Source organism: Streptomyces sp. AA1529 (genome assembly GCF_000280905.1).
Lineage (GTDB): Bacteria > Actinomycetota > Actinomycetes > Streptomycetales > Streptomycetaceae > Streptomyces.
In genome coordinates this window covers 1-26422 of the sequence record NZ_ALAP01000080.1, presented here as the reverse complement: position 1 = coordinate 26422, position 26422 = coordinate 1, and the positions used below count along the sequence as shown (strand labels likewise).

Genomic DNA, 26422 nt, shown 5'->3' with positions numbered 1-26422 from the left:
CGGCGCCGACGGCCGCACCCTCGGTGCCCGGACTGCGGCATGCCGTGCGCGAACTGCTGGAGCGCCGGCCGGCCCGGGTGCCGGAGGACGTGCTCCAGGGAGTGCTGCTGATCCTCTCGGAGCTGGTCACCAACGCCGTGCAGCACGCGGCGCTGCTCTCGCCCGACATCACCGTCGAGGTCGCACTGGGCGGCGGCTGGCTCCGGGTGGCGGTGGAGGACGGCCATCCCTACCGGCCCAAGGCGCTGGAGGCCGAGCCGTTCCGGGAGCACACCGGCGGTCGGGGCCTGCTGCTGGTCAAGGCGCTCACCGCGGAGGCGGGCGGCCGCTGCGACGTGGAGCAGACGGACGCCGGCGGCAAGGTCGTCTGGGCCGCGCTGCCGCTGCACCCCGCGGCGGCGGATGCCGGGGAGCCCGGTACCCGCTGAGGAGTCCGCTCTGCGGCCGCCGCGGGCCGGGTCTTCCGCCGGGAGTCCGGCACGGCCGGTCGGCGGGGCGCGGATCCCGGCCGCGGCCCGGGTGCCGGACCTCGCGATGGCCGGGCCGCCCGCCCCGGCGGGCCGGGTCACCAGCTCCCGGCGCCGCCCGTCACCGCGCGGATCGCCGGACGCGCCGCGTCCAGCACGGTCATGAACCAGGTGGAGAAGGTGTCGACGGCGTGTCGCTTCTCCAGTTCGTCCCACGTCACAAAGGCCGTTTCGGAGATCTCCGCCGGATCCGGCCGGGGCTCCTCCCGCAGCAGTCCGGCGAACAGGTGGTTGAACTCCTGCTCGACCAGGCCCGAGGCGGGGTCCGGATGGTTGTAGCGGACGGTGCCCGCCTCCCGCAGCAGCGCGGGTGCCACCCCCAGTTCCTCGCCGACCCGCCGGGCCGCGGCGGCGAACGGGGGTTCGCCCGGATACGGGTGCCCGCAGCAGGTGTTGGACCACACGCCCGGGGAGTGGTATTTGCCCAGTGCCCGCCGCTGCAGCAGCAGCCGGCCCTCCTCGTCGAAGAGGAAGACGGAGAAGGCGCGGTGCAGCCGCCCGGGGGCCACATGGGCGGAGAGCTTCTCCGCGGTGCCGATCGTCGTCCCGTCCTCGTCTACCAGTTCGAGCATGATCGGGGCGGCTGAGCTGTTCGCCATGGTGATCCTTCGGGGTGGGCCGGGTGGGCAGCGGGTCCAGTGTGCCGCAGTCGACGCGGCAATTCCGCATTCTGCGGGATACTGCCTGCCATGTGCGCGTTTATGCCCACCAGCGCTGATCGGTGACGATCCGACCGTCAGGCCGTCGCCGGACGCGCCTCCGGATGGTGCAGCAGCCAGCCTTCCCACGCCGAGGCGACCATGTCGCGCACCCCGTGGCGGGGCTCCCAGCCCAGCTCCTCGCGGATCCGCTCCGCCGAGGCCACCACCCGCGCCGGATCACCGGGGCGGCGCGGCACCACCCGGGGCGCCGGCCCCCGCCCGCCGGTGACCTCGGCGACGAGATCGGCCATCTCCCGCACCGAGACCCCCGAGCCGGTACCGACGTTCAGCGTCAGATCGCCGCCCCCGCCCGGCCGCGGGCCGTCGCCCGCCGTCGCACGCGCCGCCGCGACATGGGCCTCGGCCAGATCCTGCACATGGATGTAGTCCCGCACACAGGTGCCGTCCGGGGTGGGATAGTCGTCGCCGAAGATCCTGGGCGGTTCCCCGCGGGTCAGCGCGTCGAAGAACATCGGGACGATGTTGAAGACACCGGTGTCGGAGAGTTCGGGCCGCGCGGCCCCGGCGACGTTGAAGTACCGCAGGCAGGCGGTGGACAGCCCGTGGGCCCGCCCCGTCGCCCGCACCAGCCACTCGCCGGCCAGCTTGGTCTCGCCGTAGGGGTTCATCGGCACCGTGGGGGTCTGCTCGGTGACCAGGTCCACGTCCGGCATCCCGTACACGGCGGCGGAGGAGGAGAAGACGAAGCTGCGCACCCCCGCCTCGACCGCGGCGCCCAGCAGTGTGACGAGGCCGTGCAGATTCTCCTCGTAGTAGGTCAGCGGCCGCTCGACCGACTCGCCCACCTGCTTCCTGGCCGCGAGATGGATCACACCGCGCACCCCGTGCTCGGCCAGGGTCCGCTCCAGCAGCCGGCGGTCCGATACCGGGCCGCGGACCAGCGGCACCTCGGCGGGCAGCCGCCCGGCCAGCCCGGTGGACAGGTCGTCCAGTGCGACGACTCGCTCACCGGCGGCCGTCAGGGCCCGTGCGACGTGCGCGCCGATGTAGCCCGCACCGCCTGTGATCAACCACGTCATGCCCGAACCCTATCGGCCCCGGTTGTGGCCGGAACCCATGATCCACCATGCTGGGGGCGCACGGGCGCCCCCCGGACAACACCGGGGCGGTGAACGCTCGGTGAAGGCTCCCTCCGGCGATCCGATACTCTCTGCCGACGTGCCGCCGACCCCTTCCGGGTGACGGCGCACGCTGCCCGCTGCCCCGGTTGTCCCCTTTCCCGCGCGGGCCTGCCAGCTTCCAAGGAGTGAGTTCGTTCTGTCGACCGCCATCCTCACCGGTCCGCCGGTTGCCGGATCGTCGCTCGAGGCCGACCTGCGCTCGCTCGGCTTCGAGGTGCGCGCGGCCTCCGGTCCGACCGCAGTCGGCACGGAACTGGCCGCCACCGCCGCCGACGAGCGGGTCGCCCTGATCGACCCCCGCTTCGTCGGCCACACCCACGCGCTGCGGCTGGCGCTGCGGGACCCGCGCTTCGCGGCCGGGGCCCTGCCCGGAGTGCTCGCCGTCGGCCCCGAGGCCCGGCACGCGCTGCCCGCGGATCCGGGCGGCGGACCGCAGGCGGTGACCGAGGCGCTGGAGGCGGCCGGAGTCCAGGTGCACCGGCCCGAGCTGGGCACGCTCGTGGCCACCGTGCCCGCCGACGACGCGGCCCGCGCCGAGGCCGAACAGGCCGTCGCCGCGGTCGACGGCGAGGCGGTCCGGCTGCGCTCCGCGGTCAAGTCCCGCGACGGCTTCTTCACCACCTTCTGCATCAGCCCCTACTCGCGCTATCTGGCCCGCTGGTGCGCCCGCCGCGGGCTGACCCCCAACCAGGTCACCACGGCCTCGCTGATCACCGCGCTGATCGCCGCCGGGTGTGCCGCCGGCGGGGAGCGCTGGGGCTTCGTGGCGGCCGGTGTGCTGCTGATCGCCTCGTTCGTCCTGGACGCGACGGACGGCCAGCTCGCCCGCTACGACCTGCAGTACTCCACGCTCGGCGCCTGGCTGGACGCGACCTTCGACCGGGCCAAGGAGTACGCGTACTACGCGGGCCTGGCCCTGGGCGCCGCGCGGGGCGGCGACGACGTGTGGGCCCTGGCCCTCGGGGCCATGCTGCTGATGACCGCGCGGCACACGGTCGACTTCTCCTTCAACGAGGCGAGCCACGACGTCACCGGGAACACCAGCCGCACCGCGGCGCTCTCCAGCAAGCTGGACAGCGCGGGCTGGACCGTGTGGGTCCGGCGGATGATCGTGCTGCCCATCGGGGAGCGCTGGGCCCTCATCGCCGTGCTGACCGCGGCCACCACGCCCCGCATCACCTTCGTCGTGCTGCTGGTCGCGGGCACGCTCGCCGCCTGCTACACCACCGCGGGCCGGCTGCTGCGCTCGCTGCACCGCAGGGCCCGCACCGACCGCGCCGCCGAGGGCGTGCGCGCGCTCACCGACAGCGGCCCGCTCGCCGAGCTCTCCGGCCGGCTGCTGCGGCCGCTGCCGCTGCCCCGGCTCGGGGTGCCGGCCGTCGCCCTCCTGGGCGGTGCGGTGATCCTCGCCACCGCGTGGGCCGCGCCGCTCGGCAGCGCCTGGCCGGTGGCGGCCGCGGCCTGCTACGCGCTGTGCGCGGGGGTCGCCCTCGCCCGGCCGCTCAAGGGCCCGCTCGACTGGCTGCTCCCCCCGACTTTCCGTATCGCGGAATACGGTACGGTCCTGGTGCTCGCCGCCCGCGCCGACACCGACGGCACGCTCCCCGCGGCGTTCGGGCTGGTGGCGGCTCTCGCCTACCATCACTACGACACGGTGTACCGCATCCGCGGTGGCACCGGAGCGCCACCGCACTGGCTGGTGCGGGCGGTCGGGGGGCATGAAGGACGGACCCTGCTGGTCACCGTCGCCGCGGCCCTCCAGCTCGGCGACGGCGGTCGCACCCAAGGCTTCACCTTCGCGCTGACCGCGCTCGCCGTGGTCATCGCGGCCGTGGTGCTCGTCGAGAGCATCCGATTCTGGGTGTCGTCGCAAGCACCCGCAGTACACGACGAAACAGGAGAACCCGCATGATCGGCCTCGTGCTGGCTGCCGGCGCCGGACGGCGTCTGCGCCCCTACACCGACACCCTGCCCAAGGCTCTGGTGCCCGTGGACGGCGACACCACCGTGCTCGACATCGCCCTGGCCAACTTCGCCCAGGTCGGTCTCACCGACGTCGCGGTCGTGGTGGGCTACCGCAAGGAGGCCGTCTACGAGCGGCAGGCCGAGCTGGAGGCCAAGCACGGCGTCACACTCCGCCTGATCGACAACGACAAGGCCGAGGAGTGGAACAACGCCTATTCCCTCCACTGCGCCCGCGAGGTCTTCAAGGAGGGCGTGCTGCTGGCCAACGGCGACACCGTGCACCCCGTCTCCGTGGAGAAGACGCTGCTGGAGGCGCGCGGCGACGGCAAGAGGATCATCCTCGCCCTGGACACGGTCAAGGACCTCGCCGACGAGGAGATGAAGGTCGTCGTCGACCCGGCCAAGGGCGTCCAGCGCATCACCAAGCTGATGGACCCCGCCGAGGCCACCGGCGAGTACATCGGGCTCACCCTGATCGAGCCGGAGGCGGGCGCCGAGCTGGCCGACGCGCTGAAGGCCACCTTCGAGCGCGACCCGCAGCTCTACTACGAGGACGGCTACCAGGAGCTGGTCAACCGCGGCTTCAAGGTCGACATCGCCCCGATCGGCGACGTCAAGTGGGTCGAGATCGACAACCACGACGACCTCGCCAAGGGCCGGGAGATCGCATGCCAGTACTGACCCGCCTCATTCCGTCGCCGGTCGTCGTGGACATCAGCCGCGGCGCACTGGACGACCTGGCGGGCCTGTTGGCCGATCAGCGGATCTCCACCAACGGCAAGCTCGCCTTCGCCATCAGCGGCGGCTCCGGGGCCGCGCTGCGCGAGAGGTTCGCCCCGCTGCTGCCGAACGCCTCCTGGTACGAGGTGGGCGGCGGCACCATCGACGACGCGGTCGAGCTGGCCGACGCCATGAAGTCCTCCGGCCGCTACGACGCGGTGGTCGGGCTCGGCGGCGGCAAGATCATCGACTGTGCGAAGTACGCGGCGGCCCGCATCGGGCTGCCGCTGGTGGCGGTCGCGACGAACCTGTCGCACGACGGTCTGTGCTCCCCGGTCGCCACCCTCGACAACGACGCGGGCCGCGGCTCCTACGGGGTGCCCAACCCGATCGCGGTCGTCATCGACCTCGACGTGATCCGCGAGGCGCCGGAGCGCTACATCCGCTCCGGTATCGGCGACGTCATCTCCAACATCTCGGCCGTCAAGGACTGGGAGCTGGGGCACGAGGTCCGCGGCGAGGACATCGACGGACTGGCCGCGGCCATGGCCCGGCAGGCCGGCGAGGCGATCCTGCACCACCCGGGGGACGTCAGCGACGACGGCTTCCTCCAGGTGCTGGCCGAGGGGCTGGTGCTCACCGGCATCTCGATGTCGGTCGCCGGGGACAGCCGCCCCGCGTCCGGCGCCTGCCACGAGATCAACCACGCCTTCGACCTGCTGTACCCGCGGCGGGCCGCCCCGCACGGCGAGCAGTGCGGTCTGGGCGCGGCCTTCGCGACCTATCTGCGCGGGGACAAGGACACGGCCAAGCTGATGGTCGAGGTGCTGCGGCGGCACGAGCTGCCGGTGCTGCCCGCCGACATCGGCTTCGACCCCGACGAATTCGTCGAGGCCGTCGCGTACGCGCCGCAGACCCGCCCCGGGCGGTACACGATCCTGGAACACCTCGACCTGTCCACCGACCAGATCAGGGACGCGTACGCGGACTATGCACAAACCATCGGTAGCTGAGCTGCGGCCGGTCGTTCACCCCGCGGGGGTGAAGGACCGGCGGAGCGGCGAGCACTGGGCCGGCCGGCTCTACATGCGCGAGCTCTCGCTGCGCATCGACCGGCACCTGGTGAACACCCGGGTCACCCCCAACCAGCTGACCTACGTGATGACCCTCGCCGGGGTGCTGGCGCTGCCCGCGCTGCTGGTACCGGGGGTCGCCGGCGCGGTCCTGGGCGTGGTCATGGTCCAGCTCTACCTGCTGCTGGACTGCGTCGACGGCGAGGTGGCCCGCTGGAAGCAGCAGTTCTCGCTGGGCGGGGTGTACCTGGACCGGGTCGGTGCCTATCTGTGCGACGCCGCGGTGCTGGTCGGTTTCGGGCTGCGCGCGGCCGACCTGTGGGGCGGCGGCCGGATCGACTGGCTGTGGGCCTTCCTGGGCACGCTGGCCGCGCTCGGCGCCATCCTGATCAAGGCGGAGTCCGACCTGGTCGGGGTCGCCCGGCACCAGGGCGGCCTGCCGCCGGTCCAGGAGTCGGCCGCCGAGCCGCGCTCCTCGGGGCTCGCGCTGGCCCGCCGGGCGGCGGCCGCGCTCAAGTTCCACCGGCTGGTGCTGGGGATCGAGGCCTCGCTGCTGATCCTGGTGGTCGCGATCGTGGACCAGATCCGGGGCGACCTGTTCTTCACCCGGCTCGGCGTCGCGGTCCTCGCCGCCATCGCGGTGCTCCAGACGCTGCTGCACCTGGTGTCCATCCTGGCCTCGAGCAGGCTGAAGTGACGGGGGGCGGGAAGGCGATGCGGCTGGGTGCCGTCGTGCTCACGATGGGCAACCGTCCCGAGGAGCTGCGCGCGCTGCTGCGGTCGGTCGCCGATCAGGAGGGCGAACCGATCGAGGTGGTCGTGGTGGGTAACGGTGCGCCGTTGCCCGCGCTGCCGGACGGTGTACGGAAGGTCGAGCTTCCGGAAAATCTCGGCATCCCCGGTGGGCGGAATGTCGGTATCGAGGCGTTCGGGCCGTCGGGCGGCGAGGTGGACGCGCTGCTCTTCCTGGACGACGACGGACTGCTGCCCTCGACCGACACCGCCGAACTGGTGCGCGAGGCGTTCGAGGCCGACCCGGGCCTGGGTATCGTCACCTTCCGCATCGCCGACCCGGACACCGGCGTCACCCAGCGCCGGCACGTGCCCCGGCTGCGCGCCTCCGACCCGCTGCGCTCCTCCAGGGTCACCACCTTCCTGGGCGGCGCCAACGCCGTGCGGACCCGGGTGCTGGCGGAAGTCGGCGGGCTGCCGGACGAATTCTTCTACGCGCACGAGGAGACCGACCTGGCCTGGCGCGCCCTGGACGCCGGCTGGGGCATCGAGTACCGCGCCGACATGGTGCTGCACCACCCGACCACGGCCCCCAGCAGGCACGCGGTCTACCACCGGATGGTGGCCCGCAACCGCGTCTGGCTCGCGCGCCGCAACCTGCCCATGCCCCTGATCCCTGTGTACCTGAGCGTATGGCTGCTGCTGACGCTCGCCCGCCGCCCCTCCATGCCCGCGCTGCGCGCCTGGCTGGGCGGTTTCAAGGAGGGCTGGACCACACCCGCGGGCAGCCGCAGGCCGATGCGGTGGCGTACGGTATGGCGTCTGACGCGGCTGGGACGCCCGCCCGTGATCTGACAAGCTCGTCCCTGCGAGCATCAGCCCCGCATCCACTTGCGCAGTGTGAGGACGAAAGTTTCCAACGTGAGCGAGAAAACCCACGACAGTGCCGACAAGTCGGTCGGCGTACTGCCTCCGCCGTCACTGGACGACCGGCTGACTCCGGCCGAACTCGCGGCCAAGTACGGGCTGTCGGTCAGCGGGGCGCGCCCTTCGCTGCCCGACTACGTACGGCAGCTCTGGGCACGGCGGCACTTCATTCTCGCCTTCTCCCGGGCGAAGCTGACGGCACAGTACAGCCAGGCGAAGCTGGGCCAGTTGTGGCAGGTCGCCACGCCGCTGCTGAACGCGGCCGTCTACTACTTCATCTTCGGCCTGCTGCTGGGCGGCCGGAAGGGCACCCCGGGCGGTCAGGAGAACTACATCCCGTTCCTGATCACCGGGGTGTTCGTCTTCACCTTCACCCAGACCTCGGTGCTCACCGGCGTCCGGGCGATCTCCTCCAACCTCGGACTGGTGCGCGCGCTGCACTTCCCACGCGCCGCGCTGCCGATCTCGGTCGCGCTCCAGCAGCTCCAGCAGCTCCTCTACTCGATGATCGTGCTGGTCGTCATCCTGCTCGGGTTCGGCAAGCTGCCGCAGTTCTCCTGGCTGCTGGTGCTACCCGCGCTGGCCTTCCAGTTCGTCTTCAACACCGGACTCGCGCTGATCCTGGCGCGGCTCGGCAGCAGGACGCCCGACCTGGCGCAGCTCATGCCCTTCATCACCCGTACGTGGATGTACGGGTCGGGCGTGATGTTCCCGCTGAAGTACATGCTGGAGAACCGGGCGCACGCACCGGGCTGGGTCAGCGATCTCCTGCAGGCAAACCCCGCCGCGGTCTACATGGACCTGATGCGGTTCTCGCTCATCGACGCCTACCCCAGCGATCAGCTCCCCCCGCACGTCTGGGCCCTCGCCCTCGGCTGGGCGGTGCTCGTCGGCGTCGGCGGATTTGTTTTCTTCTGGAAGGCGGAGGAGCGTTATGGCCGTGGCTGAGCAGACCGAGCAGAGCGGAGCACCCGCCGGCACCAAGACCGAGGCCGAGGCGGAGCAGACCCCGGGCCCCTGGGTCCCGACCGTCATCGCCGAGGACCTGCACATCGTCTACCGCGTCTACGGCGGCTCCAAGGGGAAGGGCAGCGCCACCGCGGCCCTCAACCGCCTCGTGCGCCGCAAGCCGGGCGGCGGGATGCGCGAGGTGCACGCGGTGCGGGGCGTCAACTTCACCGCCTACCGGGGCCAGGCCATCGGCCTCATCGGCTCCAACGGCTCGGGCAAGTCCACACTGCTCAAGGCCATCGCGGGGCTGCTGCCCGCGGAGAGCGGCAAGGTCTACACCGACGGCCAGCCCTCGCTGCTGGGGGTCAACGCGGCCATGATGAACGACCTGACCGGTGAGCGGAACGTCGTCCTCGGCGGTCTCGCGATGGGGATGTCGCGGGAGGAGATCCAGCACCGCTACCAGGGCATCGTCGACTTCTCCGGCATCAACGAGAAGGGCGACTTCATCACCCTCCCGATGCGGACCTACTCCTCCGGGATGGCCGCGCGGCTGCGCTTCTCCATCGCGGCGGCCAAGAACCACGACGTCCTCATGATCGACGAGGCGCTGGCCACCGGCGACAAGAGGTTCCAGAAGCGCTCCGAGGCCCGCATCCGCGAGCTGCGCAAGGACGCCGGGACGGTCTTCCTCGTCAGCCACAACAACAAGTCCATCCGCGACACGTGCGAGCGGGTGCTGTGGCTGGAGAAGGGCGAGCTGCTGCTCGACGGACCCACCGAAGAGGTCCTCAAGGAATACGAGAAGTTCACCAGCAAGTAGTCGGGGCACCGGCCCGGCGGGGCTCCGGCCCCGCCGGCTCCGGCTCCCACGGCGGCGGCCCCGTACCCGGTAGGCACCGGGTACGGGGCCGCCGCGCTGTGCTCAGTCGCGGGTCATCCTCCGGTGCGGCTCGGCTCCGGCTCCCGCTCGCCCGGCTCCTGGCGGTGCGGCCCGGCCGCTTCGGGCTCGTCCGGGGCCTCGCTCAGCCCCACCTTGGCGTGCAGTCGCCGCAGCGGGCCCGGCGCGTACCAGGCGGAGCGCCCCAGCAGCCGCATCGCGGCGGGCACCAGCACGCCGCGCACCGCGACCGCGTCGATCAGGATGGCCAGGCCGCTGCCCAGGCCGAACATCTGGATGAAGGAGACCTTGCTGGTGGCGAAGGCGAAGAAGCTGACCGCCAGCAGCCCCGCCGCCATGGTCACGATCCGTCCGGTGCGCGAGAGACCGCCGGTCACCGCCTCGCGGTGGTCGGCGCCGGCGTCGTGCAGCTCCTTGATGCGGCTGGTGACGAAGACCTCGTAGTCCATGGAGAGGCCGAAGACGATGCAGAACATCAGCACCGTCATGGAGGTGTCCATCGGCATCGCGGTGAAGCCCAGCAGCGAGGAGAGGTGGCCGTCCTGGAAGATCCACACCATCGCGCCGATCGAGGCGGTCAGGCTGACCGCGTTGAGCACCAGGGCGCGCAGCGGCTGCAGGACGCTGCCGGTGAACAGGAACAGCAGGACGAAGGTGGAGCCGATCACCCAGGCCACGGCGGCGGGCAGCTTGTCGGCGATGGCGGCCTTGGAGTCGATCAGCTGTGCGTCCTGGCCGCCCACCAGTGTCCCGGTGCCGCCCGGCCCGGCCGTTCCGCGGATCTCCCGCACCAGGTCCTGCGCCGGTCCCGAGGCCGGGGTCAGGCGCGAGGTGACGGACAGCCGGTGGACGCCGTCCTGCTCGAACGCGGGGCCCGCCTTCCCGGGGCCGCGCACGGCGCGGCCCTGCGCGTAGGTGCCCGTCGCCGCCTGGACGCGGGTGACGCCCGCCAGCCGGGAGAGCCGTGCGGCGTACGCGTCCACGGCCTGCGCGTCGGCGCGGCCCCGGGTGACCACGGAGATGCCCGCCGCGTCGTTGCCCGCGAAGTCCTGCTGCAGCGCTGTGGAGACCTGGCGGCTCTCGGCGCTCTCGGGCAGCACCCGGGTGTCCGGCGTGCCGAAGGTGGCGCCCAGCAGCGGGCTCGCGGCCAGCAGCAGTACGGCCAGTACCGGGAGTGCGGTCAGCGCCGGCCGCCGCATCACGGTGCGGGCCATCCGGCCCCACAGCGGAGCCTCCGGCTTGCGCACCGCGTCCGCCCACGGCAGCTTGCCGTTGTTCACGCGGTGCCCGAGCACCGCCAGCAGCGCCGGGACCAGGAACAGTGCCGCGAGTGCGGCGATGGCCACCACTCCGATGCCCGCGTAGGCGAAGGAGCGCAGGAAGAACGGCGGGAAGAGCAGCAGGGCGGCGAGGGCCGCCACGACGGTCGAGGCGGAGAAGAGCACGGTACGCCCCGCCGTGCGGACGGTGGTGCGGAGTGCCTGCGCCGTGTCGTCACCGGCGCCGAGCCGCTCACGGAAGCGGCTGACGAGCAGCAGTCCGTAGTCGATGCCCAGGCCGAGCCCCAGTGCGGTGGTGAGGTTGACCGCGAAGACCGAGACGTCCGTGACGCTGCCGAGGAGGTACAGCTCGGCGAAGGTGCCCAGGATCGCCACCAGCCCGATGGCCAGCGGCAGCAGCGCGGCGACGACGCTGCCGAAGGCGAGGATGAGCAGGATCAGGGTCACGGGTACGGCGATCCCCTCGGCCACCGCGAGGTCTTCCGAGACCTGCGCGTTGACCTGCTCGTTCAGCGCGGCCCCGCCGCCCGCGCGGACCGTGACCGCGCCGCGGTCGCCGCTCCATGCCTCGGTCACCTCGGTGACCCGTTCGGTGTCGTTCTGGTCCATGTGTGCGAGGACCAGCGCCTGTGCGCCGTCGCGGGAGGTGAGTGCCGCCCCGCCGGGTGCCCAGTAGGAGGTGACCTGCGAGACGCCGGGCTCGTCGCGCAGTCCGCGGGTCAGCTTCCGCCCGGCCTGCTCGGCGGCGGGCGCGTCGAGGTCGCCGCCCTTGGCGCGGACGAGGAGGACCAGGTTGTCCTCGCCGTGGAACTTCTCGTCGATCAGTGCGGCGGCGCGCGAGGAGGGCGAGTCGGGGTCGTCGAATCCGCCGCCCTGGAGTTTGCCGAAGGCGCCGAAGCCGACGGCGGCCAGCGCCACCACGGCCAGCAGGGAGAGCAGGAGCACGGTTCGTGCTCTGCGGTGGGTCAGGTCGGCTATGCGGTCGAGCACGTCGTCCCCCGGGGAGCGCAGTGGAGTGGGCAAGCGGCGCCGCGCAGATGTTCACGGCGTCAACATGAAGGATGCCAGGAATGTTATTCCTGTCAACATCGGGCAGGATGGAAGTATGCGAGCGAACACCGAAGCGACGGGCGGAGGAGCGGGGGGTGTCCCCGCGGGATCCGGCAGGGCGGCGGGTGTCCGCGGCAAGGACCGGTACCACCACGGAGACCTGCGCAACGCGCTGATCCAGGCCGCCATCGAACTGGCGGGCGAGGGCGGTCCGGACGCCGTGGTGCTGCGTGCGGCCGCCCGCAAGGTCGGCGTCTCGGCCACCGCCGCCTACCGGCACTTTGACAGCCACGGGGACCTGCTGGGCGCGGTCAAGGACCACGGCCAGCAGCGCCTGGTCGCCTGCATGGAGGCGGGCGGACGCGAGGTGCACGGCGAGGGGCCGGAGGGCGCCAGGCAGCGGATGATGGCGCTGGGCCGCGGCTACATCCGCTTCGCCCGGCAGGAGCCCGGCCTCTTCCGCACGGCCTTCTGCCGCAAGGCCCTGGGTGGTGTCGGCATCACCGAGGACGGCTCCGTCATCGAGGCCGGCGGTGCGTCGGGGTGGGACACCCGCTCGTTCGACATGCTCACCGAGACCCTGGACGAGGCGGTCGCGGTCGGCCTGATCGCCCCCGACCGCCGGCCCGGTGCCGAGCTGAGCGCCTGGGCCATGGTCCACGGCACGGCCATGCTCTTCCTCGACGGCCCGCTGGACGCCCTCACCGAGGAGGAGTCCGGCTACGTCGTCGACCGGGTGCTGCACGACGTCCTCGCCGGACTGGCCGCCGCCTGACGGGTGGCCGTGCCGCGGCCGCACGTCCGGCGGCGGGCACCGGATCCGGGCCGCTGCCGCAGCCACCCGCGTCCGCCGCCCCGCCCGGCCGCCCCGGCCGGGTGCGCTCCTGTGGCCGTCCCGGGCCCCGTCCGCACGCCGTCACCCCTCGCACGCACGGTCGATGTACGGCGTAAGCTGTTTCGGTGCTGATGCGCGGTAAGTCCGGCGAACGGAGCATCGGCCCACCTGTACCGACGGCCGCTTCCGCAGGCCAGCGCGTGCGGCGTGTCCGAAATAGGATCTTCTGGTGCAGCGGTGTAGAAACGGAGATGTGACGGCAATGGCCATGGGCAGCACGTGGTGACCCCGGAGGAGGACGCGCACGCGAGCGCGGTGCTCTCCAAGGCCGAAGCGGAGAACTTTCCGGTGGCGCCCCGCTTCCTGCCCCGCGCCTGGCGGAACGACCTGATGGCCGTCTACGGTTACGCGCGCCTCGTCGACGACATCGGCGACGGCGACCTGGGCGCCGCCGCGCCCGCACACGCCTCCTCGCTCGGCCTGGCACCCGAACGCGCCGACGACGCGCTCGCCATGCTCGACGCGTTCGAGGCCGACGTGCACCGGGTGTTCGACGGCCTGCCCTGGGGCGGTGCGACGGCATCCGCGCAGCCCGCGGACCGCAGCCGCTCCCGTGCCCCGGGACCGGGCCACCCGCTGCTGCGCGCCCTGGTGCCCACCGTCCGGCGCCACGGCCTGACCCCCGAGCCGTTCCTCGCCCTGATCGAGGCCAACAGGCAGGACCAGAAGGTCCGCCGCTACAGCACCTACGCCGAGCTGCTCGGCTACTGCGAGCTGTCCGCCAACCCGGTGGGCCGCCTCGTCCTCGCCCTCACCGGCACCACGACACCCGAACGGGTGCGCCACTCGGACGCGGTCTGCACCGGGCTCCAGCTCATCGAGCACCTCCAGGACGTCGCCGAGGACCTGGCCCGCGACCGGATCTACCTCCCGGCCGAGGACCTGGCCCGCTTCCGGGTCACCGAGGCCGACCTCGCGGCTCCGACCGCGAACGCCTCCGTGCGCGCCCTGATCGCCTACGAGACCGGGCGGGCGCTGGATCTGCTGGACGAGGGCACGCCGCTGGTGCGCAGCGTGCGCGGCAGGCTCCGGCTGCTGCTCGCGGGCTTCACCGGCGGCGGGCGCGCGGCGGCCGGCGCGCTGCGCTCCGCGCGCTACGACGTACTGTCAGGGGCTCCCCGGGCCGGCACCGCCGGCGTCCTGCGCGAGTCCTGGGCGAGCCTGCGAGGAGAGGGGTGACCGGAACGGTGGGAACGAACGCGAGGACCACCGGAGCGGACCCGGCCCCGGCCGGCCCGGTGCAGCACCTCCACCCGCAGGTGATCGCCGCCTACCGCTACTGCGAGGCCGTCACCGGGCAGCAGGCCCGCAACTTCGCCTACGGCATCCGGCTGCTGCCGCCGGCCAAACGGCACGCCATGTCCGCGCTGTACGCCTTCTCCCGGCGGGTCGACGACATCGGCGACGGCGACCTCCCCCCGGAGGCCAAACGGCAGCGCCTGGAGGAGACCCGGGAGCTGCTCGCGCGGATCAGGGACCGCGGGATCGCCCGCGACGACACCGACCCGGTCGCGGTCGCGCTCAGCCACGCCGCCGGGCGGTTCCCCATCCCCCTCGACGCGCTCGACGAGCTGATCGACGGCGTCCTCATGGACGTCCGCGGCGTCTCCTACGAGACGTGGGACGACCTGAAGGCGTACTGCCGCTGTGTGGCGGGTGCCATCGGGCGGCTCTCGCTCGGCGTCTTCGGAACCGTCCCCGGCGCACACGAATCCGCCCGCGCCTCCGAGTACGCCGACACCCTGGGGCTCGCCCTCCAACTGACCAATATTCTCCGCGACGTACGGGAAGACGCCGAGGGCGGAAGAACGTACCTGCCGGCGGAGGATCTCGAGAAATTTGGCTGTACCACGGGACTTACCACCGACACGGTGCCCCCCGGTGCCGACTTCACCGGACTGGTCCACTTCGAGGTACGGCGCGCCCGTGCGCTGTTCGCCGAGGGCTACCGGCTGCTGCCGATGCTCGACCGGCGCTCGGGCGCCTGCGTCGCGGCCATGGCCGGCATCTACCACCGCCTGCTGGATCGGATCGCGGCGGACCCCGCCGCCGTGCTCCGCGGGCGCGTCTCGCTGCCGGGGCACGAGAAGGCGTACGTGGCGGTACGCGGCCTGTCCGGCTTCGACGCCCGGCTGGTCTCCCGCCGGACGTCCCGGGGGATCGCCTGATGCCGCTGGGCGCGGGGCGCCGGACAACCCCCGGCCCCGGAGCGGCGTCCCAGCGGATGCGGGCCGTGCCCAGTGCGCCGCGCCCGGGGGAGGAGCGTCCATGACCGCGGACGAGGAGGGGTCCGGCGCCGCGCGGCGCGCGGTGGTCCTCGGCGGCGGCCTCGCCGGGACGACGGCCGCGCTGCGGCTCGCCGAGGCCGGTGTGGAGACCACCCTGGTGGAGACCCGGCCGCGGCTGGGCGGGCTCGCCTTCTCCTTCCGGCGCGACTCCGCCGCCGGGCCGCTGACGGTCGACAACGGCCAGCACGTCTACCTGCGCTGCTGCACCGCCTACCGCTGGTACCTGGACCGGGTCGGCGCCGGCGGGCTGGCCCCGCTGCAGGACCGGCTGGACGTGCCGGTCCTCGACGTCGGCGCGCCCCGGCCGCGGCTCGCACGGCTGCGCCGCGCCGCGCTCCCCGTACCGCTGCATCTGGCCGCGAGCCTGGCCGGGTACCGGCACCTCTCGGCCGCCGAACGCGCCGCCGTCGCCCGTGCGGCGCTCGCCCTCAAGGGACTCGACCCGGACGACCCCGCCCTGGACGCCGTCGACTTCGGCACCTGGCTGCACCGGCACGGCCAGTCCACGCGTGCCGTCGAAGCGCTCTGGGACCTGGTGGGGACCGCCACCCTCAACGCCCGCGCGCCGCAGGCGTCGCTGGGCCTCGCGGCGAAGGTCTTCCGGACCGGCCTGCTCTCCGACCCCGGCGCCGCCGACATCGGCTGGGCGCACGTACCGCTCGGTGACATCCACGACGGCCGGGCGCGCGCCGCCCTGGACGCGGCAGGCGTGCGCACCCTGCTGCGCACCCGGGCGCGGGCCGTCGACCCCGCCCCCACCGAGGACGGCGGCTGGCGGGTCACCGTCGACCGGGGCGGCAGCGGGGCCGCGGAGCTGACCGCGGGAACGGTGGTGTTCGCCGTGCCCCAGCGCGAGGCGTACCGGCTGCTGCCCCCCGGAGCGCTCGCCGCCCCCGGGCGGCTGCTGGACATCGGCACCGCGCCGATTCTCAACGTCCACGTGGTCTACGACCGCCCGGTGCTGCGCAGGCCGTTCTTCGCCGCGCTCGGCACCCCGGTCCAGTGGGTCTTCGACCGTACCGCCGCCTCCGGGCTCACCGGCAGCGGCCAGTACCTCGCGCTCTCCCAGTCGGTCGCGCACCAGGAGATCGACCTGCCGGTCGCCGCGCTCCGCGAGCGGTACCTCCCCGAACTGGAGCGGCTGCTGCCCGCGGCCGCGGGAGCCGGAGTGCGGGACTTCTTCGTCACCCGGGAGCGCACCGCCACCTTCGATCCCGCGCCCGGAGTGGGGCGGCTGCGCCCCCCGGCGCGCACCCTGGCGCCGGGCATCCAGCTCGCCGGTGCGTGGACCGCCACGGGCTGGCCCGCGACCATGGAGAGCGCGGTACGCAGTGGAGCGAACGCCGCGCGCGAGGCCCTCGCCTCACTGGGCCGTCCGCACAGCGCGGAACCGGTCCCCGGCACCGAAGGAAGGGCCCATGAGCACCACTGACGCAGCAGATCCGGCCGGCCCGGCCAGCCGGATCCGTACAGCCGGCACGACAGCACCGCACAGAGGAGACCCTGTGACCCCGCCGAACCGACAACTCGTGAACGAGCGCGTGCAGGGAGAAGAGGCCGGGCCCGGGGACGTGAGCGTGATGCTGGAGCGGGGCCGCACCCTCGCCACCCCCGAGCTGCGCGCGGCGGTCGAGCGGCTCGCCCCGCCGATGGACACCGTCGCCGCCTACCACTTCGGCTGGATCGACGCCGAGGGCCGCCCCTCCGAGTCCGGGGGTGGCAAGGCGGTACGCCCGGCCCTGGCCCTGCTCTCCGCGGAGGTCACCGGAGGCGCACCGGAGACCGGCCTGCCCGGCGCGGTCGCCGTCGAGCTGGTGCACAACTTCTCCCTGCTGCACGACGACCTGATGGACGGCGACGAGCAGCGCCGCCACCGCGACACCGTCTGGAAGGTGCACGGTCCCGCGCAGGCCATCCTGGTCGGCGACGCACTCTTCGCGCTGGCCGGGGAGATACTGCTGGAGCTGGGCACCCCGGAGGCCGGGCGCGCCACCCGGCGTCTGACGATGGCGACCAGGAAGCTCATCGACGGACAGGCGCAGGACATCTCCTACGAGCACCGCGACCGGGTGACGGTGGCGGAGTGCCTGGAGATGGAGGGCAACAAGACCGGTGCGCTGCTGGCCTGCGCCGCCTCCATCGGCGCGGTCCTCGGCGGCGCCGACGACCGTACGGCCGACGCGATGGAGGCGTACGGCCATCACCTCGGTCTCGCCTTCCAGGCCGTCGACGACCTGCTCGGCATCTGGGGCGATCCGCAGGCCACCGGCAAGCAGACCTGGAGTGACCTGCGGCAGCGCAAGAAGTCGCTGCCGGTGGCCGCCGCGCTCGGCTCCGACGGGCCCGCCGCGGCGCGGCTCGCGAAACTGATGACCGAGGACGCGAAGAAGAGCCAGACGGAGTTCGAGGACTTCCACGAGGCGGAGTTCGCCGAGCGCGCCGCGCTGATCGAGGAGGCCGGCGGGCGCGAGTGGACCGCCCAGGAGGCCCAGCGCCAGCACACCACGGCGCTGGCGGCGCTGGACTCCGTGGAGATGCCCGGCAGGGTGCGCGACCAGTTCGCCGCGCTCGCCGACTTCGTCGTCGTACGGCGGGGGTGAGCCGCCCGCCCCCGCAGCTCCGAGCACTCGGACACTTCGGAAGGAGAAGGGATGACAGCCACGACGGACGGACCCGCTGGACCCGGCGTCTCCGGAACGAAGCAGCACAAGCGCGACTCCGCTGTCCTGGACCCGGCCCGGAGCGGCGGCGCCGCCGCGGCCGCGGAACGCGCCGCGGCCCGTGCCGTGGACCATCTGCTCGCCCGCCAGGACGAGGCCGGCTGGTGGAAGGGCGACCTGGAGACCAACGTCACCATGGATGCCGAGGACCTGCTGCTGCGCGAGTTCCTCGGCATCGGCGACGAGAAGACCTACACGGCCGCCGCCCGGTTCATCCGCTCCCGGCAGCACGCGGACGGGGCCTGGGCCACCTTCCACGGCGGGCCGGGCGACCTGTCCACCACCGTCGAGGGGTACGTCGCGCTCAAGCTGGCCGGCGACCACCCCGAGGCCCCCCACATGGTCCGCGCGGCGGAGTGGGTGCGTGCACACGGCGGGGTGGCCAAGACCAGGGTCTTCACCCGGATCTGGCTGGCGCTGTTCGGGTGGTGGCGCTGGGAGGACCTGCCGGAGCTGCCACCGGAGATCATCTACCTCCCCAAGTGGGTCCCGCTCAACATCTACGACTTCGGCTGCTGGGCCCGGCAGACCATCGTGCCCCTCACCGTCGTCTCCGCCTTCCGGCCCGTCCACCCCGCCCCCTTCGACCTGGACGAGCTGCACCGGGATCCGGCCCGCCCGCTGCCGCACACCCCGATGGCGCCGCCGAACAGCTGGGACGGCGCCTTCCAGCGCCTCGACCGGGCGCTGCACGCCTACCGCAGGGTGGCACCCCGCCGGCTGCGCCGGGCGGCGCTCAAGGACGCCTCGCGCTGGATCATCGAGCGCCAGGAGAACGACGGCTGCTGGGGCGGTATCCAGCCGCCCGCCGTCTACTCGCTGATCGCGCTGCGGCTGCTCGGCTACGACCTCGACCACCCCGTGATGCGGGCCGGACTGGAGTCGCTGGACCGCTTCACCGTCTGGCCCGACGAGCGGACCCGGATGGTCGAGGCGTGCCAGTCACCGGTCTGGGACACCTGCCTGGCCGCCATCGCGCTGGCGGACGCCGGACTGCCCCGCGACCATCCGGCGCTGGTCAAGGCCGCGGACTGGATGCTGGGCGAGCAGGTGGTCCGCCCCGGCGACTGGTCGGTGCGCCGCCCCCGGCTGACACCCGGCGGCTGGGCCTTCGAGTTTCACAACGACAACTACCCGGACACCGACGACACCGCCGAGGTCGCGCTCGCGCTGCGCCGCATCCGGCACCCCGACCCCGAGCGGGTCGAACGCGCCGTCGGGCGCGCAGTCCGCTGGACCCTGGGCATGCAGTCCGCCGACGGCGCGTGGGGTGCCTTCGACGTCGACAACACCAGCAGGTTCCCCAACCGGCTGCCGTTCTGCGACTTCGGCGAGGTCATCGATCCGCCGTCGGCCGATGTGACAGCCCACGTGGTGGAGATGCTGGCCGCCGAGGGCCGACAGGACGACCCGCGCACCCGCAGGGCCGTCTCCTGGCTGCTGGCGGAGCAGGAGGCCGACGGCTCCTGGTTCGGCCGCTGGGGCGTCAACTACCTCTACGGCACCGGCTCCGTCGTCCCGGCCCTGGTCGCCGCCGGGCTCCCCGCCGCACACCCCGCCGTGCGGCGCGCCGTCGACTGGCTGGAGCGCGTGCAGAACACCGACGGGGGCTGGGGCGAGGATCTGCGCTCCTACATCGACCAGGGGTGGAGCGGCACCGGCACCTCCACGGCCTCGCAGACCGGATGGGCGCTGATGTCGCTGCTGGCCGCGGGGGAGCGGGAGAGCGAGGCCGTCGAGCGCGGCATCGCCTGGCTGGCCGGCACCCAGCGTGAGGACGGCTACTGGGACGAGCCGTACTTCACCGGGACCGGATTCCCCTGGGACTTCTCGATCAACTACCACCTCTACCGGATGGTCTTTCCGCTCACGGCCCTGGGTCGCTACCTGCACGGTGACGGCCTGGAGCGGGCCGTGCGGCGGGGAGCCTGATGGAGAGCCCGGCGGCCCCGGGCCCGCTGCTGCTGACGTGTGCGCTCGGCATCGAGCACCTCGCGCTGCGCCGCGGTCTGGAGCATCCGGGCGGCCGGGACCCGGACGGGGGAGCCGGCGCCGCGGACGTGCGGCTCGTGCGCAGCGGCATGGGCGCGCAGGCCGCTCGGCGCGCCCTGGCAGCGGCGCTCGCCGGGGAGACGGTGCCGGGCGCCACCGCGGTGCTGGCCACCGGTTTCTGCGCCGGGCTGGCGCCCGGCATGCGGCCGGGCGACCTGGTGGTCGCCGCGCAGACCCGCGACGCCCGGGGTCACACGCCGTGCACCGGGACCGAACTGCTGGCCGCCGCCGCGGGCCGGCACGGAACCGTCCACGTGGGCCCGCTGGTGGGCACCGACCACGTGGTGCGGGGGCGGGCCAGGGCTGTCCTGCACGAGACCGGAGCCATCGCCGCCGACATGGAGTCCGCCGCCGCCCTGGACACCGCTGCGGCGGGCACGGCCCGGCGCCCGGTTGCGGCCGTACGGGTGGTGGTGGACGCTCCCGGCCATGAACTGATCCGCATCGGGACACTGCGGGGTGGAATATCGGCATTCCGCGTGCTTCGCGGAGTCCTGCCCGCCTTTCTCGAATGGCACCGATCCCTGTTGCTCCCCTGGAGGTGAGCCAGAAATGGCCATGCCGCTCCGCCAGACACTCCGTATCGGGACGTATCTCTTCCGGCAGAAGCTCCGCAGGCGGGAGAGATTCCCGCTGATCGTGGAGCTGGAACCGCTCTTCGCGTGCAACCTCAAGTGCGAGGGGTGCGGGAAGATCCAGCACCCCGCCGGAGTGCTCAAGCAGCGGATGCCGGTGGCCCAGGCGGTGGGGGCGGTGCTGGAGTCCGGGGCGCCGATGGTCTCCATCGCGGGCGGCGAGCCGCTGATGCACCCGCAGATCGGCGAGATCGTGCGGCAGCTGGTGGCCCGGCGCAAATATGTCTTCCTCTGCACCAATGCCATGCTGCTGCGCAAGAAGATGGACGAGTTCACCCCCTCGCCCTATTTCGCGTTCGCCGTGCACATCGACGGACTGCGGGAGCGGCACGACGAATCCGTCGCCAAGGAGGGCGTGTTCGACGAGGCGGTGGCCGCGATGAAGGAGGCCAAGCGCCGGGGGTTCCGGGTCACCACCAACTCCACGTTCTTCAACACCGACACTCCGCAGACCGTCGTGGAGGTGCTGAACTACCTCAACGACGAGCTGCAGGTGGACGAGATGATGGTCTCGCCCGCCTACGCCTACGAGAAGGCGCCCGACCAGGAGCACTTCCTGGGCGTCGAGCAGACCAGGGAGCTGTTCAAGAAGGCGTTCGCGCAGGGCAACAGGGACCGGTGGCGGCTCAACCACAGCCCGCTCTTCCTGGACTTCCTGGAGGGCAAGGCCGACTTCGACTGCACGGCCTGGGCCATCCCCAACTACTCCCTCTTCGGCTGGCAGCGGCCCTGCTATCTGATGAGCGACGGCTATGTGCCCACCTACCGGGAGCTGGTCGAGGAGACCGACTGGGAAAAGTACGGGCGCGGCAAGGACCCCCGGTGCGCGAACTGCATGGCGCACTGCGGATACGAGCCGACCGCCGTACTGGCCACCATGGGCTCTCTGAAGGAGTCGCTCCGTGCCGCCCGGGAGGCGGCGGGCAGCAAGGCGGGGTAGGTCGTGTCTGCGCAGTTCCGTCCGCCCGGGTGACGGACAGCCGGGACTGCGCAGACACGACCCGGCTTCCGCCGGGCGCCGCCCCCGGCCCGGACCACCGGACCGGGGGGCCGGCCAGGGGACCGATATGCCAGAGCAGGGGGCCGACCATGTCGTTGCCGGAGTCCGCCGGCGTGCCGCACGGGGAGCAGACCCGGTGCGGGGGCGCGGCGCGGGGACGGGAGAGCCACCGGCGGGGCGCCGCGCACGCGGGCGCAGCCCGCACGGGTGAGGGGAGTACGGCGTGACCGGCTTCGACCTGACGAAGTTGCTGGCCGAACGGAGCGGCGAGCGCTACGAGCTGCACATGCGCCACCTCAACCACCAGCTTCCTCGCATGCTGCGCACCATCGGCTTCGACAAGGTCTACGACCGCGCCGAGGGCGCCTACTTCTATGACACCGAGGGCAACGCCTACCTCGACATGCTGGCCGGCTTCGGCGTCATGGGCGTGGGCCGGCACCATCCGGTCGTACGGCGGGCGCTGCACGACGTACTGGACGCACAGCTCGCCGACCTCACCCGCTTCGACTGCCAGCCGCTGCCGGGGCTGCTGGCCGAGCAGCTGCTGGCCCGGGCTCCCGGGCTCGACCGGGTCTTCTTCGGCAACAGCGGTACCGAGGCGGTGGAGACGGCGCTCAAGTTCGCCCGGTACGCCACCGGCAGGCCCAGGGTGCTGTACTGCGACCACGCCTTCCACGGCCTGACCACCGGTTCGCTGTCCGTCAACGGTGAGGACGGCTTCCGCGACGGGTTCGCACCGCTGCTGCCCGACACTCCCGTCCCGCTGGGCGACACGGCGGCGCTGGAGCGCGAGCTGCGGAAGAAGGACGTGGCGGCGCTGGTCGTCGAGCCCGTCCAGGGCAAGGGGGTGCACGCGGCGCCGCCGGGCTATCTGCGTGCCGCGCGGGAACTGCTGCACCGTCACGGGGCGCTGCTCATCGCGGACGAGGTGCAGACCGGGCTGGGACGCACCGGCGACTTCTTCGCCTACCAGCACGAGCCGGACGTCGACCCCGATCTGGTGTGCGTGGCCAAGTCGCTCTCGGGCGGCTACGTCCCGGTCGGCGCGACCCTCGGCAAGGAGTGGATCTTCAAGAAGGTCTACTCGTCCATGGACCGGGTGCTGGTGCACTCCGCCAGCTTCGGCTCCAATGCTCAGGCCATGGCGGCCGGGCTGGCCACCCTTGCCGTGCTGGACGACGAGCGCCTCACCGAGAACGCCCGCCGCACCGGGGACCTGCTCCGCTCCCGGCTCGCGGCGCTGGTGGACGACTACGAGCTGCTGCACGAGGTGCGCGGCCGGGGGCTGATGATCGGCATCGAGTTCGGCAGGCCCAGGTCGCTGAAGCTGCGCAGCCGCTGGACGATGCTCCAGGCGGCGCGCAAGGGGCTGTTCGCCCAGATGGTCGTCGTTCCGCTGCTGCGGAAGCACCGGATCCTCACCCAGGTCTCGGGGGACCATCTGGAAGTCATCAAGCTGATCCCGCCGCTGGTGGTCGGCGAGGCCGAGGTGGACCGGTTCGTGGCCGCCTTCACCCAGGTCATGGACGACGCGCACAGCGGCGCCGGGCTGATGTGGGACTTCGGGCGCACCCTGGTCAGGCAGGCGGTGGCCAATCGCTGACGGATGCCGTGCCCCGCTCGCCCAGCGGTGCGGCGCCGGGTCCCGCGGGGCGGGGCCCGGGCCTCAGGGCTCCAGCAGCCGGGACCTGAGCCGGGTGCGGGTCGGCTCGGAGAGCCGCAGGCCCTCGGCCAGGTAGGCGTCCACGCCGCCCCAGGTCTCGTCGATGGCGGCGAACGCCGCGTGGAGGTAGCCGGCCCGGGCCTCGAACAGCGGTGCGAGCAGCTCCATGACCTCCGGCGACATCCCCGCCCGGGACTTGCCGCTGCGGTGGATCCGGTAGCGCCGGTGCGGGTGGTTGGACTGGAGGTAGTCCTCCTCCACGGCGTCCCGCTCGACGCCGAGCGCCAGCAGGGTGATCGCGATCGAGAGGCCCGCCCGGTCCTTGCCCGCCGCGCAGTGCATCAGCACCGGCAGGCTGTCCTCGGCGAGCGCGTGCAGGATCCGGCTGTGCTCGGCCGTCCGCTCGCGGATCATGGTGCGGTAGGAGTCGGTCATCCGCCGGGCGGCGAGGCCGTCTCCGAGGATCGCCTGGAGCTGGTCGAGCTCGCCGTCCCGCACCAGCCGCCAGAACTCGGCTCCGTCGGCCGGGTCGGAGAGCGGGAGGTTGACGTTGCGCACACCCGGCAGTTCGATGTCCGGGCCGTCGAGCGCCCGGTCGGCGGAGTTGCGGAAGTCGAAGACGGTGTGCAGTGCGAGGGCGCCGAGCGCGGTGGCGTCCTCGGGGGTCGCGTGCGCCAGGTGCCCGCTGCGGAAGAGCACACCGGAGCGCACCCGGCGCCCGTCCGCCGTCGGCAGGCCGCCGACGTCCCGGAAGTTCCGCACCCCGGTCAGCACCGTCCCGGTGGAATCCACACTCACGCGCGCTCCTCGCCTCCGAGTCCTGTCGTCCGACCATACGGCATGGATGCCTGAGGCGATCAGTCCCTGTGCGGTGAACCGTGCGACGGCCGGCGCCCGCCCGGTCGCCCTCCCGCCGGCACCGCCGCGGGGGCCGGGCCGGCGCCGTAGGGTGGTGCGGGTGAGTGCGGAGCTGTTCCCCCGGCCCGCTGAGGAGGTCGCCCCGGGCGCCGTCCTGCTGCCCGGGCGGCTGGCGGAGGCGGCCCAGCGGGAACTGCTGGCCGCGTGCCGGAGCTGGGCGATGCCGCCCGCGGGGCTGCGGACCGTGCGAATGCCCCGCGGCGGCGAGATGTCGGTGCGCCAGCTGAGTCTGGGGCGGCACTGGTACCCGTACGGATACGCGCCGACGGTGGTGGACGGCGGCGGGGAGCCCGTCAAGCCGTTCCCCGGCTGGCTGGGGGAGTGGGCCAGGGGAGCGGTGGACGCGGCCGCCGAGGCGGCCGGGGAACCGCGGTACGGCCCGGGGCCGTGCACCGTGCGGTACGACGTGGCGCTGGTGAACTTCTACGGCGCCGGTGCGCGGATGGGCATGCACCGGGACAGCGACGAGCCCTCGGACGCGCCCGTCGTCTCCTTCAGCCTGGGGGACACCTGCGTCTTCCGCTTCGGGAACACCGAGGGGCGCGGGCGGCCCTGGCGGGACGTGCCGCTCCGCAGCGGGGACGCCTTCGTCTTCGGCGGCCCGGCGCGCCGCGCGTACCACGGCGTCCCCCGCACCGAGCCCGGGTCCGCGCCGCCCGGGCTGGGGCTGCGGGGCCGGGTGAACGTCACCGTCAGGGCGTACTGACCGGCCGACGCGGTCCTCCTGTCAAGCGAAAGCCAGGTGGGTTCACTCGTTGGGAGCTGGCGAACCCTGGCGAATCCCTTGTACGGGCCAGGGGGAGCCGACCCCCGGGGCTAGCGTGACCACGGCGCCGACACCTTTCTCCCGACTGTCCCGCGCTGTCTGTTCGACTTCTCACCTGCCTCAACTCTGCCGAGGAACCCATGGCCGAATCCCTGAGCTACGCGACCCTGAATGGAAGGGGAGTATCCGCTTCCGCTTCGCCCGCGGTCCCACCGGCCGCGCCGCGCGGCAAAAACGTCCCCGCACGCCGGCGGCACGGCAGGCCGCGGGCACAGACCCGGGCCCGGGAGAACGTGGGGGACGCCGCCGTGCGGCGCCGCCTGGTGCGGCTCGCACTGCTGCCCTCGGGGGCGGTCGCGGTCACCGCAACCCTCGTCGTCGGCTGCGTACTGGGAGCCCGCTCGGGGGCCGGACCGATCGGCGCCGGACTGTGGACCCTGCTGGTGCTCGGCGCGCTGCTCGTCGCCGCCGCGCTGGCCGGGGCCTGGCTGCTGGCCGAGTCCGAGGCGCGCGGCAGCGCCGCACGCTGCGCGGCGCTGCGGCGGAACCTGGTGCGGGGGCAGGCCGAACTGCGGTCGATGCTCTGGGCGCTGCGGCACGGCGAACGCCCCGTGACCCGCACCCGGGCCCCGGAGACCGAACCCGTCGGGGACGCGCTGGACCTCCTCGGCCACCAGGCGGCCCTCGCCCAGTGCGCCGCGGAGTCCGCCCTCGTCGAGGCGGTCGTGCTGACGGCCGAGGCACGCACGGGCGGTGAGGAGCGGGCCGAGGTCTTCGTCGGCCTCGCCCGCCGGCTCCAGTCCCTGGTCCACCGGGAGATCGAGCTCATCGACCGGCTGGAGAACGAGATCGAGGACCCCGACCTGCTCAAGAACGTCTTCCGGGTCGACCACGTCGCCACCCGCACCCGGCGGCACGCGGAGAACCTCGCGGTTCTCGGCGGCGCGACGGCGCACCGCCGGTGGACCCGCCCCGTCTCCCTCTCCGAGGCGCTCCGCTCCGCCGTCGCCGAGGTCGAGCACTACACGCGAGTGCAGTTGGTGCCCCCGATCGAAGGCACCGTGCACGGGCAGGCCGTCGCGGACGTCGTCCACCTGCTGGCCGAACTCATCGAGAACGCCACGGTCTTCTCCCCGCCGGAGGCCCAGGTGCTGGTGCGCACCCAGCGGGTGGCCGCCGGGCTCGCGGTCGAGGTCGAGGACCGGGGGCCGGGCATGGACCCGGCAGCACAACAGCGCCTCAACACGGTGCTCGCCGAGCCAGGCCGGACCGACGTGGCCGAGTTGGTGCGGGACGGCCGCATCGGCCTCTACGTCGTCGCCGCCCTGGCCCGGCGGCACGGCATCGTCGTCCAACTGCAGAACAACATCTACGGCGGGGTGCAGGCCGTCGCCGTCCTGCCGCAGCGTCTGCTGGGCCGCACCGGCGAACCCGCCCCCGGTGCCCGGCCGGAGAGCGCATCCGGCCGCGCCGCGGCGCCCGCGGCGCCCCCAGCGCCCGGCCGGCGGCGCGG

Annotated in this window: 23 protein-coding genes; 19 read left to right on the top strand and 4 right to left on the bottom strand. The window is 73.1% G+C overall.

Going from position 1 to position 26422, the window contains the following annotated elements; genetic code table 11:
* Nucleotides 1-23 precede the first annotated feature (23 nt).
* Nucleotides 24-428 (top strand): ATP-binding protein, encoded by a 405-nt coding sequence (locus A949_RS34335; RefSeq protein ID WP_237735889.1) that lies wholly within the window; start codon nucleotides 24-26, stop codon nucleotides 426-428.
* A gap of 137 nt (nucleotides 429-565) precedes the next feature.
* Here A949_RS34335 and idi read toward each other — a convergent pair whose 3' ends face one another.
* Both idi and galE read right to left on the bottom strand, forming a co-directional pair.
* Entirely contained in the window at nucleotides 566-1126 is a 561-nt protein-coding gene (gene idi, locus A949_RS0124035; protein WP_019358596.1) for an isopentenyl-diphosphate Delta-isomerase, read from the bottom strand.
* A 137-nt stretch (nucleotides 1127-1263) separates the two neighbouring features.
* Nucleotides 1264-2268, bottom strand: a complete 1005-nt coding sequence (gene galE / locus A949_RS0124030; RefSeq protein WP_019358595.1) for a UDP-glucose 4-epimerase GalE — start codon at nucleotides 2266-2268, stop codon at nucleotides 1264-1266.
* A gap of 238 nt (nucleotides 2269-2506) precedes the next feature.
* On the opposite strand from galE, the gene A949_RS0124025 reads away from it, so the two are divergent.
* The 7 genes from A949_RS0124025 to A949_RS0123995 all read left to right on the top strand — a co-directional run bounded on the left by A949_RS0124025 (nucleotide 2507) and on the right by A949_RS0123995 (nucleotide 9561).
* Nucleotides 2507-4282, top strand: a complete 1776-nt coding sequence (locus tag A949_RS0124025; RefSeq protein WP_026004979.1) for a DUF5941 domain-containing protein — start codon at nucleotides 2507-2509, stop codon at nucleotides 4280-4282.
* Nucleotides 4279-5016, top strand: coding sequence for a phosphocholine cytidylyltransferase family protein (locus A949_RS0124020; protein ID WP_019358593.1), 738 nt, complete (start codon nucleotides 4279-4281; stop codon nucleotides 5014-5016). Before A949_RS0124025 ends, A949_RS0124020 begins: the two co-directional genes overlap by 4 nt.
* Nucleotides 5004-6068, top strand: coding sequence for an iron-containing alcohol dehydrogenase family protein (locus A949_RS0124015; RefSeq protein ID WP_019358592.1), 1065 nt, complete (start codon nucleotides 5004-5006; stop codon nucleotides 6066-6068). Before A949_RS0124020 ends, A949_RS0124015 begins: the two co-directional genes overlap by 13 nt.
* On the top strand, nucleotides 6046-6825 hold the full coding sequence (locus A949_RS0124010; protein ID WP_078534121.1) for a CDP-alcohol phosphatidyltransferase family protein: 780 nt from the start codon (nucleotides 6046-6048) through the stop codon (nucleotides 6823-6825). The genes A949_RS0124015 and A949_RS0124010 overlap by 23 nt, the downstream gene beginning before the upstream one ends.
* Nucleotides 6826-6842: 17 nt before the next feature.
* Nucleotides 6843-7715, top strand: coding sequence for a glycosyltransferase family 2 protein (locus tag A949_RS0124005; RefSeq protein WP_019358590.1), 873 nt, complete (start codon nucleotides 6843-6845; stop codon nucleotides 7713-7715).
* A gap of 66 nt (nucleotides 7716-7781) precedes the next feature.
* A complete protein-coding gene (locus tag A949_RS0124000) occupies nucleotides 7782-8735 on the top strand; it encodes an ABC transporter permease (protein WP_019358589.1) in 954 nt (317 codons plus the stop codon).
* Complete coding sequence (locus A949_RS0123995) at nucleotides 8722-9561, top strand: ABC transporter ATP-binding protein (RefSeq protein WP_019358588.1); 840 nt, start codon at nucleotides 8722-8724, stop codon at nucleotides 9559-9561. The genes A949_RS0124000 and A949_RS0123995 overlap by 14 nt, the downstream gene beginning before the upstream one ends.
* A gap of 113 nt (nucleotides 9562-9674) precedes the next feature.
* On the opposite strand, the gene A949_RS0123990 is transcribed toward A949_RS0123995, so the two are convergent.
* On the bottom strand, nucleotides 9675-11909 hold the full coding sequence (locus A949_RS0123990; protein WP_019358587.1) for an MMPL family transporter: 2235 nt from the start codon (nucleotides 11907-11909) through the stop codon (nucleotides 9675-9677).
* A 115-nt stretch (nucleotides 11910-12024) separates the two neighbouring features.
* Here A949_RS0123990 and A949_RS0123985 point away from each other — a divergent pair, with 115 nt between their 5' ends.
* The 9 genes from A949_RS0123985 to A949_RS0123945 all read left to right on the top strand — a co-directional run bounded on the left by A949_RS0123985 (nucleotide 12025) and on the right by A949_RS0123945 (nucleotide 23165).
* Nucleotides 12025-12744: a TetR/AcrR family transcriptional regulator gene (locus A949_RS0123985; RefSeq protein ID WP_019358586.1), complete on the top strand. Its 720-nt coding sequence runs from the start codon at nucleotides 12025-12027 to the stop codon at nucleotides 12742-12744.
* 339 nt (nucleotides 12745-13083) lie between these two features.
* Nucleotides 13084-14043 carry a squalene synthase HpnC gene (gene hpnC, locus A949_RS0123980; protein WP_019358585.1) on the top strand — a complete coding sequence of 320 codons (960 nt, stop codon included), beginning with the start codon at nucleotides 13084-13086 and terminating at the stop codon, nucleotides 14041-14043.
* Between the two features lie 59 nt (nucleotides 14044-14102).
* Nucleotides 14103-15032, top strand: a complete 930-nt coding sequence (hpnD, locus tag A949_RS0123975; protein ID WP_026004978.1) for a presqualene diphosphate synthase HpnD — start codon at nucleotides 14103-14105, stop codon at nucleotides 15030-15032.
* Between the two features lie 100 nt (nucleotides 15033-15132).
* Complete coding sequence (hpnE, locus tag A949_RS0123970) at nucleotides 15133-16584, top strand: hydroxysqualene dehydroxylase HpnE (protein ID WP_019358583.1); 1452 nt, start codon at nucleotides 15133-15135, stop codon at nucleotides 16582-16584.
* On the top strand, nucleotides 16571-17752 hold the full coding sequence (locus A949_RS0123965) for a polyprenyl synthetase family protein (protein WP_078565512.1): 1182 nt from the start codon (nucleotides 16571-16573) through the stop codon (nucleotides 17750-17752). The genes hpnE and A949_RS0123965 overlap by 14 nt, the downstream gene beginning before the upstream one ends.
* A gap of 51 nt (nucleotides 17753-17803) precedes the next feature.
* Nucleotides 17804-19804 (top strand): squalene--hopene cyclase, encoded by a 2001-nt coding sequence (gene shc / locus A949_RS0123960; protein WP_019358581.1) that lies wholly within the window; start codon nucleotides 17804-17806, stop codon nucleotides 19802-19804.
* Entirely contained in the window at nucleotides 19804-20469 is a 666-nt protein-coding gene (locus tag A949_RS0123955) for a phosphorylase family protein (protein WP_019358580.1), read from the top strand. Before shc ends, A949_RS0123955 begins: the two co-directional genes overlap by 1 nt.
* A 7-nt stretch (nucleotides 20470-20476) precedes the next feature.
* Complete coding sequence (hpnH, locus tag A949_RS0123950; protein WP_019358579.1) at nucleotides 20477-21499, top strand: adenosyl-hopene transferase HpnH; 1023 nt, start codon at nucleotides 20477-20479, stop codon at nucleotides 21497-21499.
* Between the two features lie 283 nt (nucleotides 21500-21782).
* On the top strand, nucleotides 21783-23165 hold the full coding sequence (locus A949_RS0123945; protein WP_019358578.1) for an aspartate aminotransferase family protein: 1383 nt from the start codon (nucleotides 21783-21785) through the stop codon (nucleotides 23163-23165).
* Nucleotides 23166-23228: 63 nt separating this feature from the next.
* Here A949_RS0123945 and A949_RS0123940 read toward each other — a convergent pair whose 3' ends face one another.
* Entirely contained in the window at nucleotides 23229-24023 is a 795-nt protein-coding gene (locus A949_RS0123940; protein ID WP_019358577.1) for a tyrosine-protein phosphatase, read from the bottom strand.
* A gap of 160 nt (nucleotides 24024-24183) precedes the next feature.
* Here A949_RS0123940 and A949_RS0123935 point away from each other — a divergent pair, with 160 nt between their 5' ends.
* Together A949_RS0123935 and A949_RS34330 are read left to right on the top strand one after the other, a co-directional pair.
* Nucleotides 24184-24849 carry an alpha-ketoglutarate-dependent dioxygenase AlkB family protein gene (locus A949_RS0123935; protein WP_019358576.1) on the top strand — a complete coding sequence of 222 codons (666 nt, stop codon included), beginning with the start codon at nucleotides 24184-24186 and terminating at the stop codon, nucleotides 24847-24849.
* 353 nt (nucleotides 24850-25202) lie between these two features.
* Nucleotides 25203-26422: sensor histidine kinase (locus tag A949_RS34330; protein ID WP_019358575.1), on the top strand; the 1220-nt coding region annotated here is incomplete at its 3' end.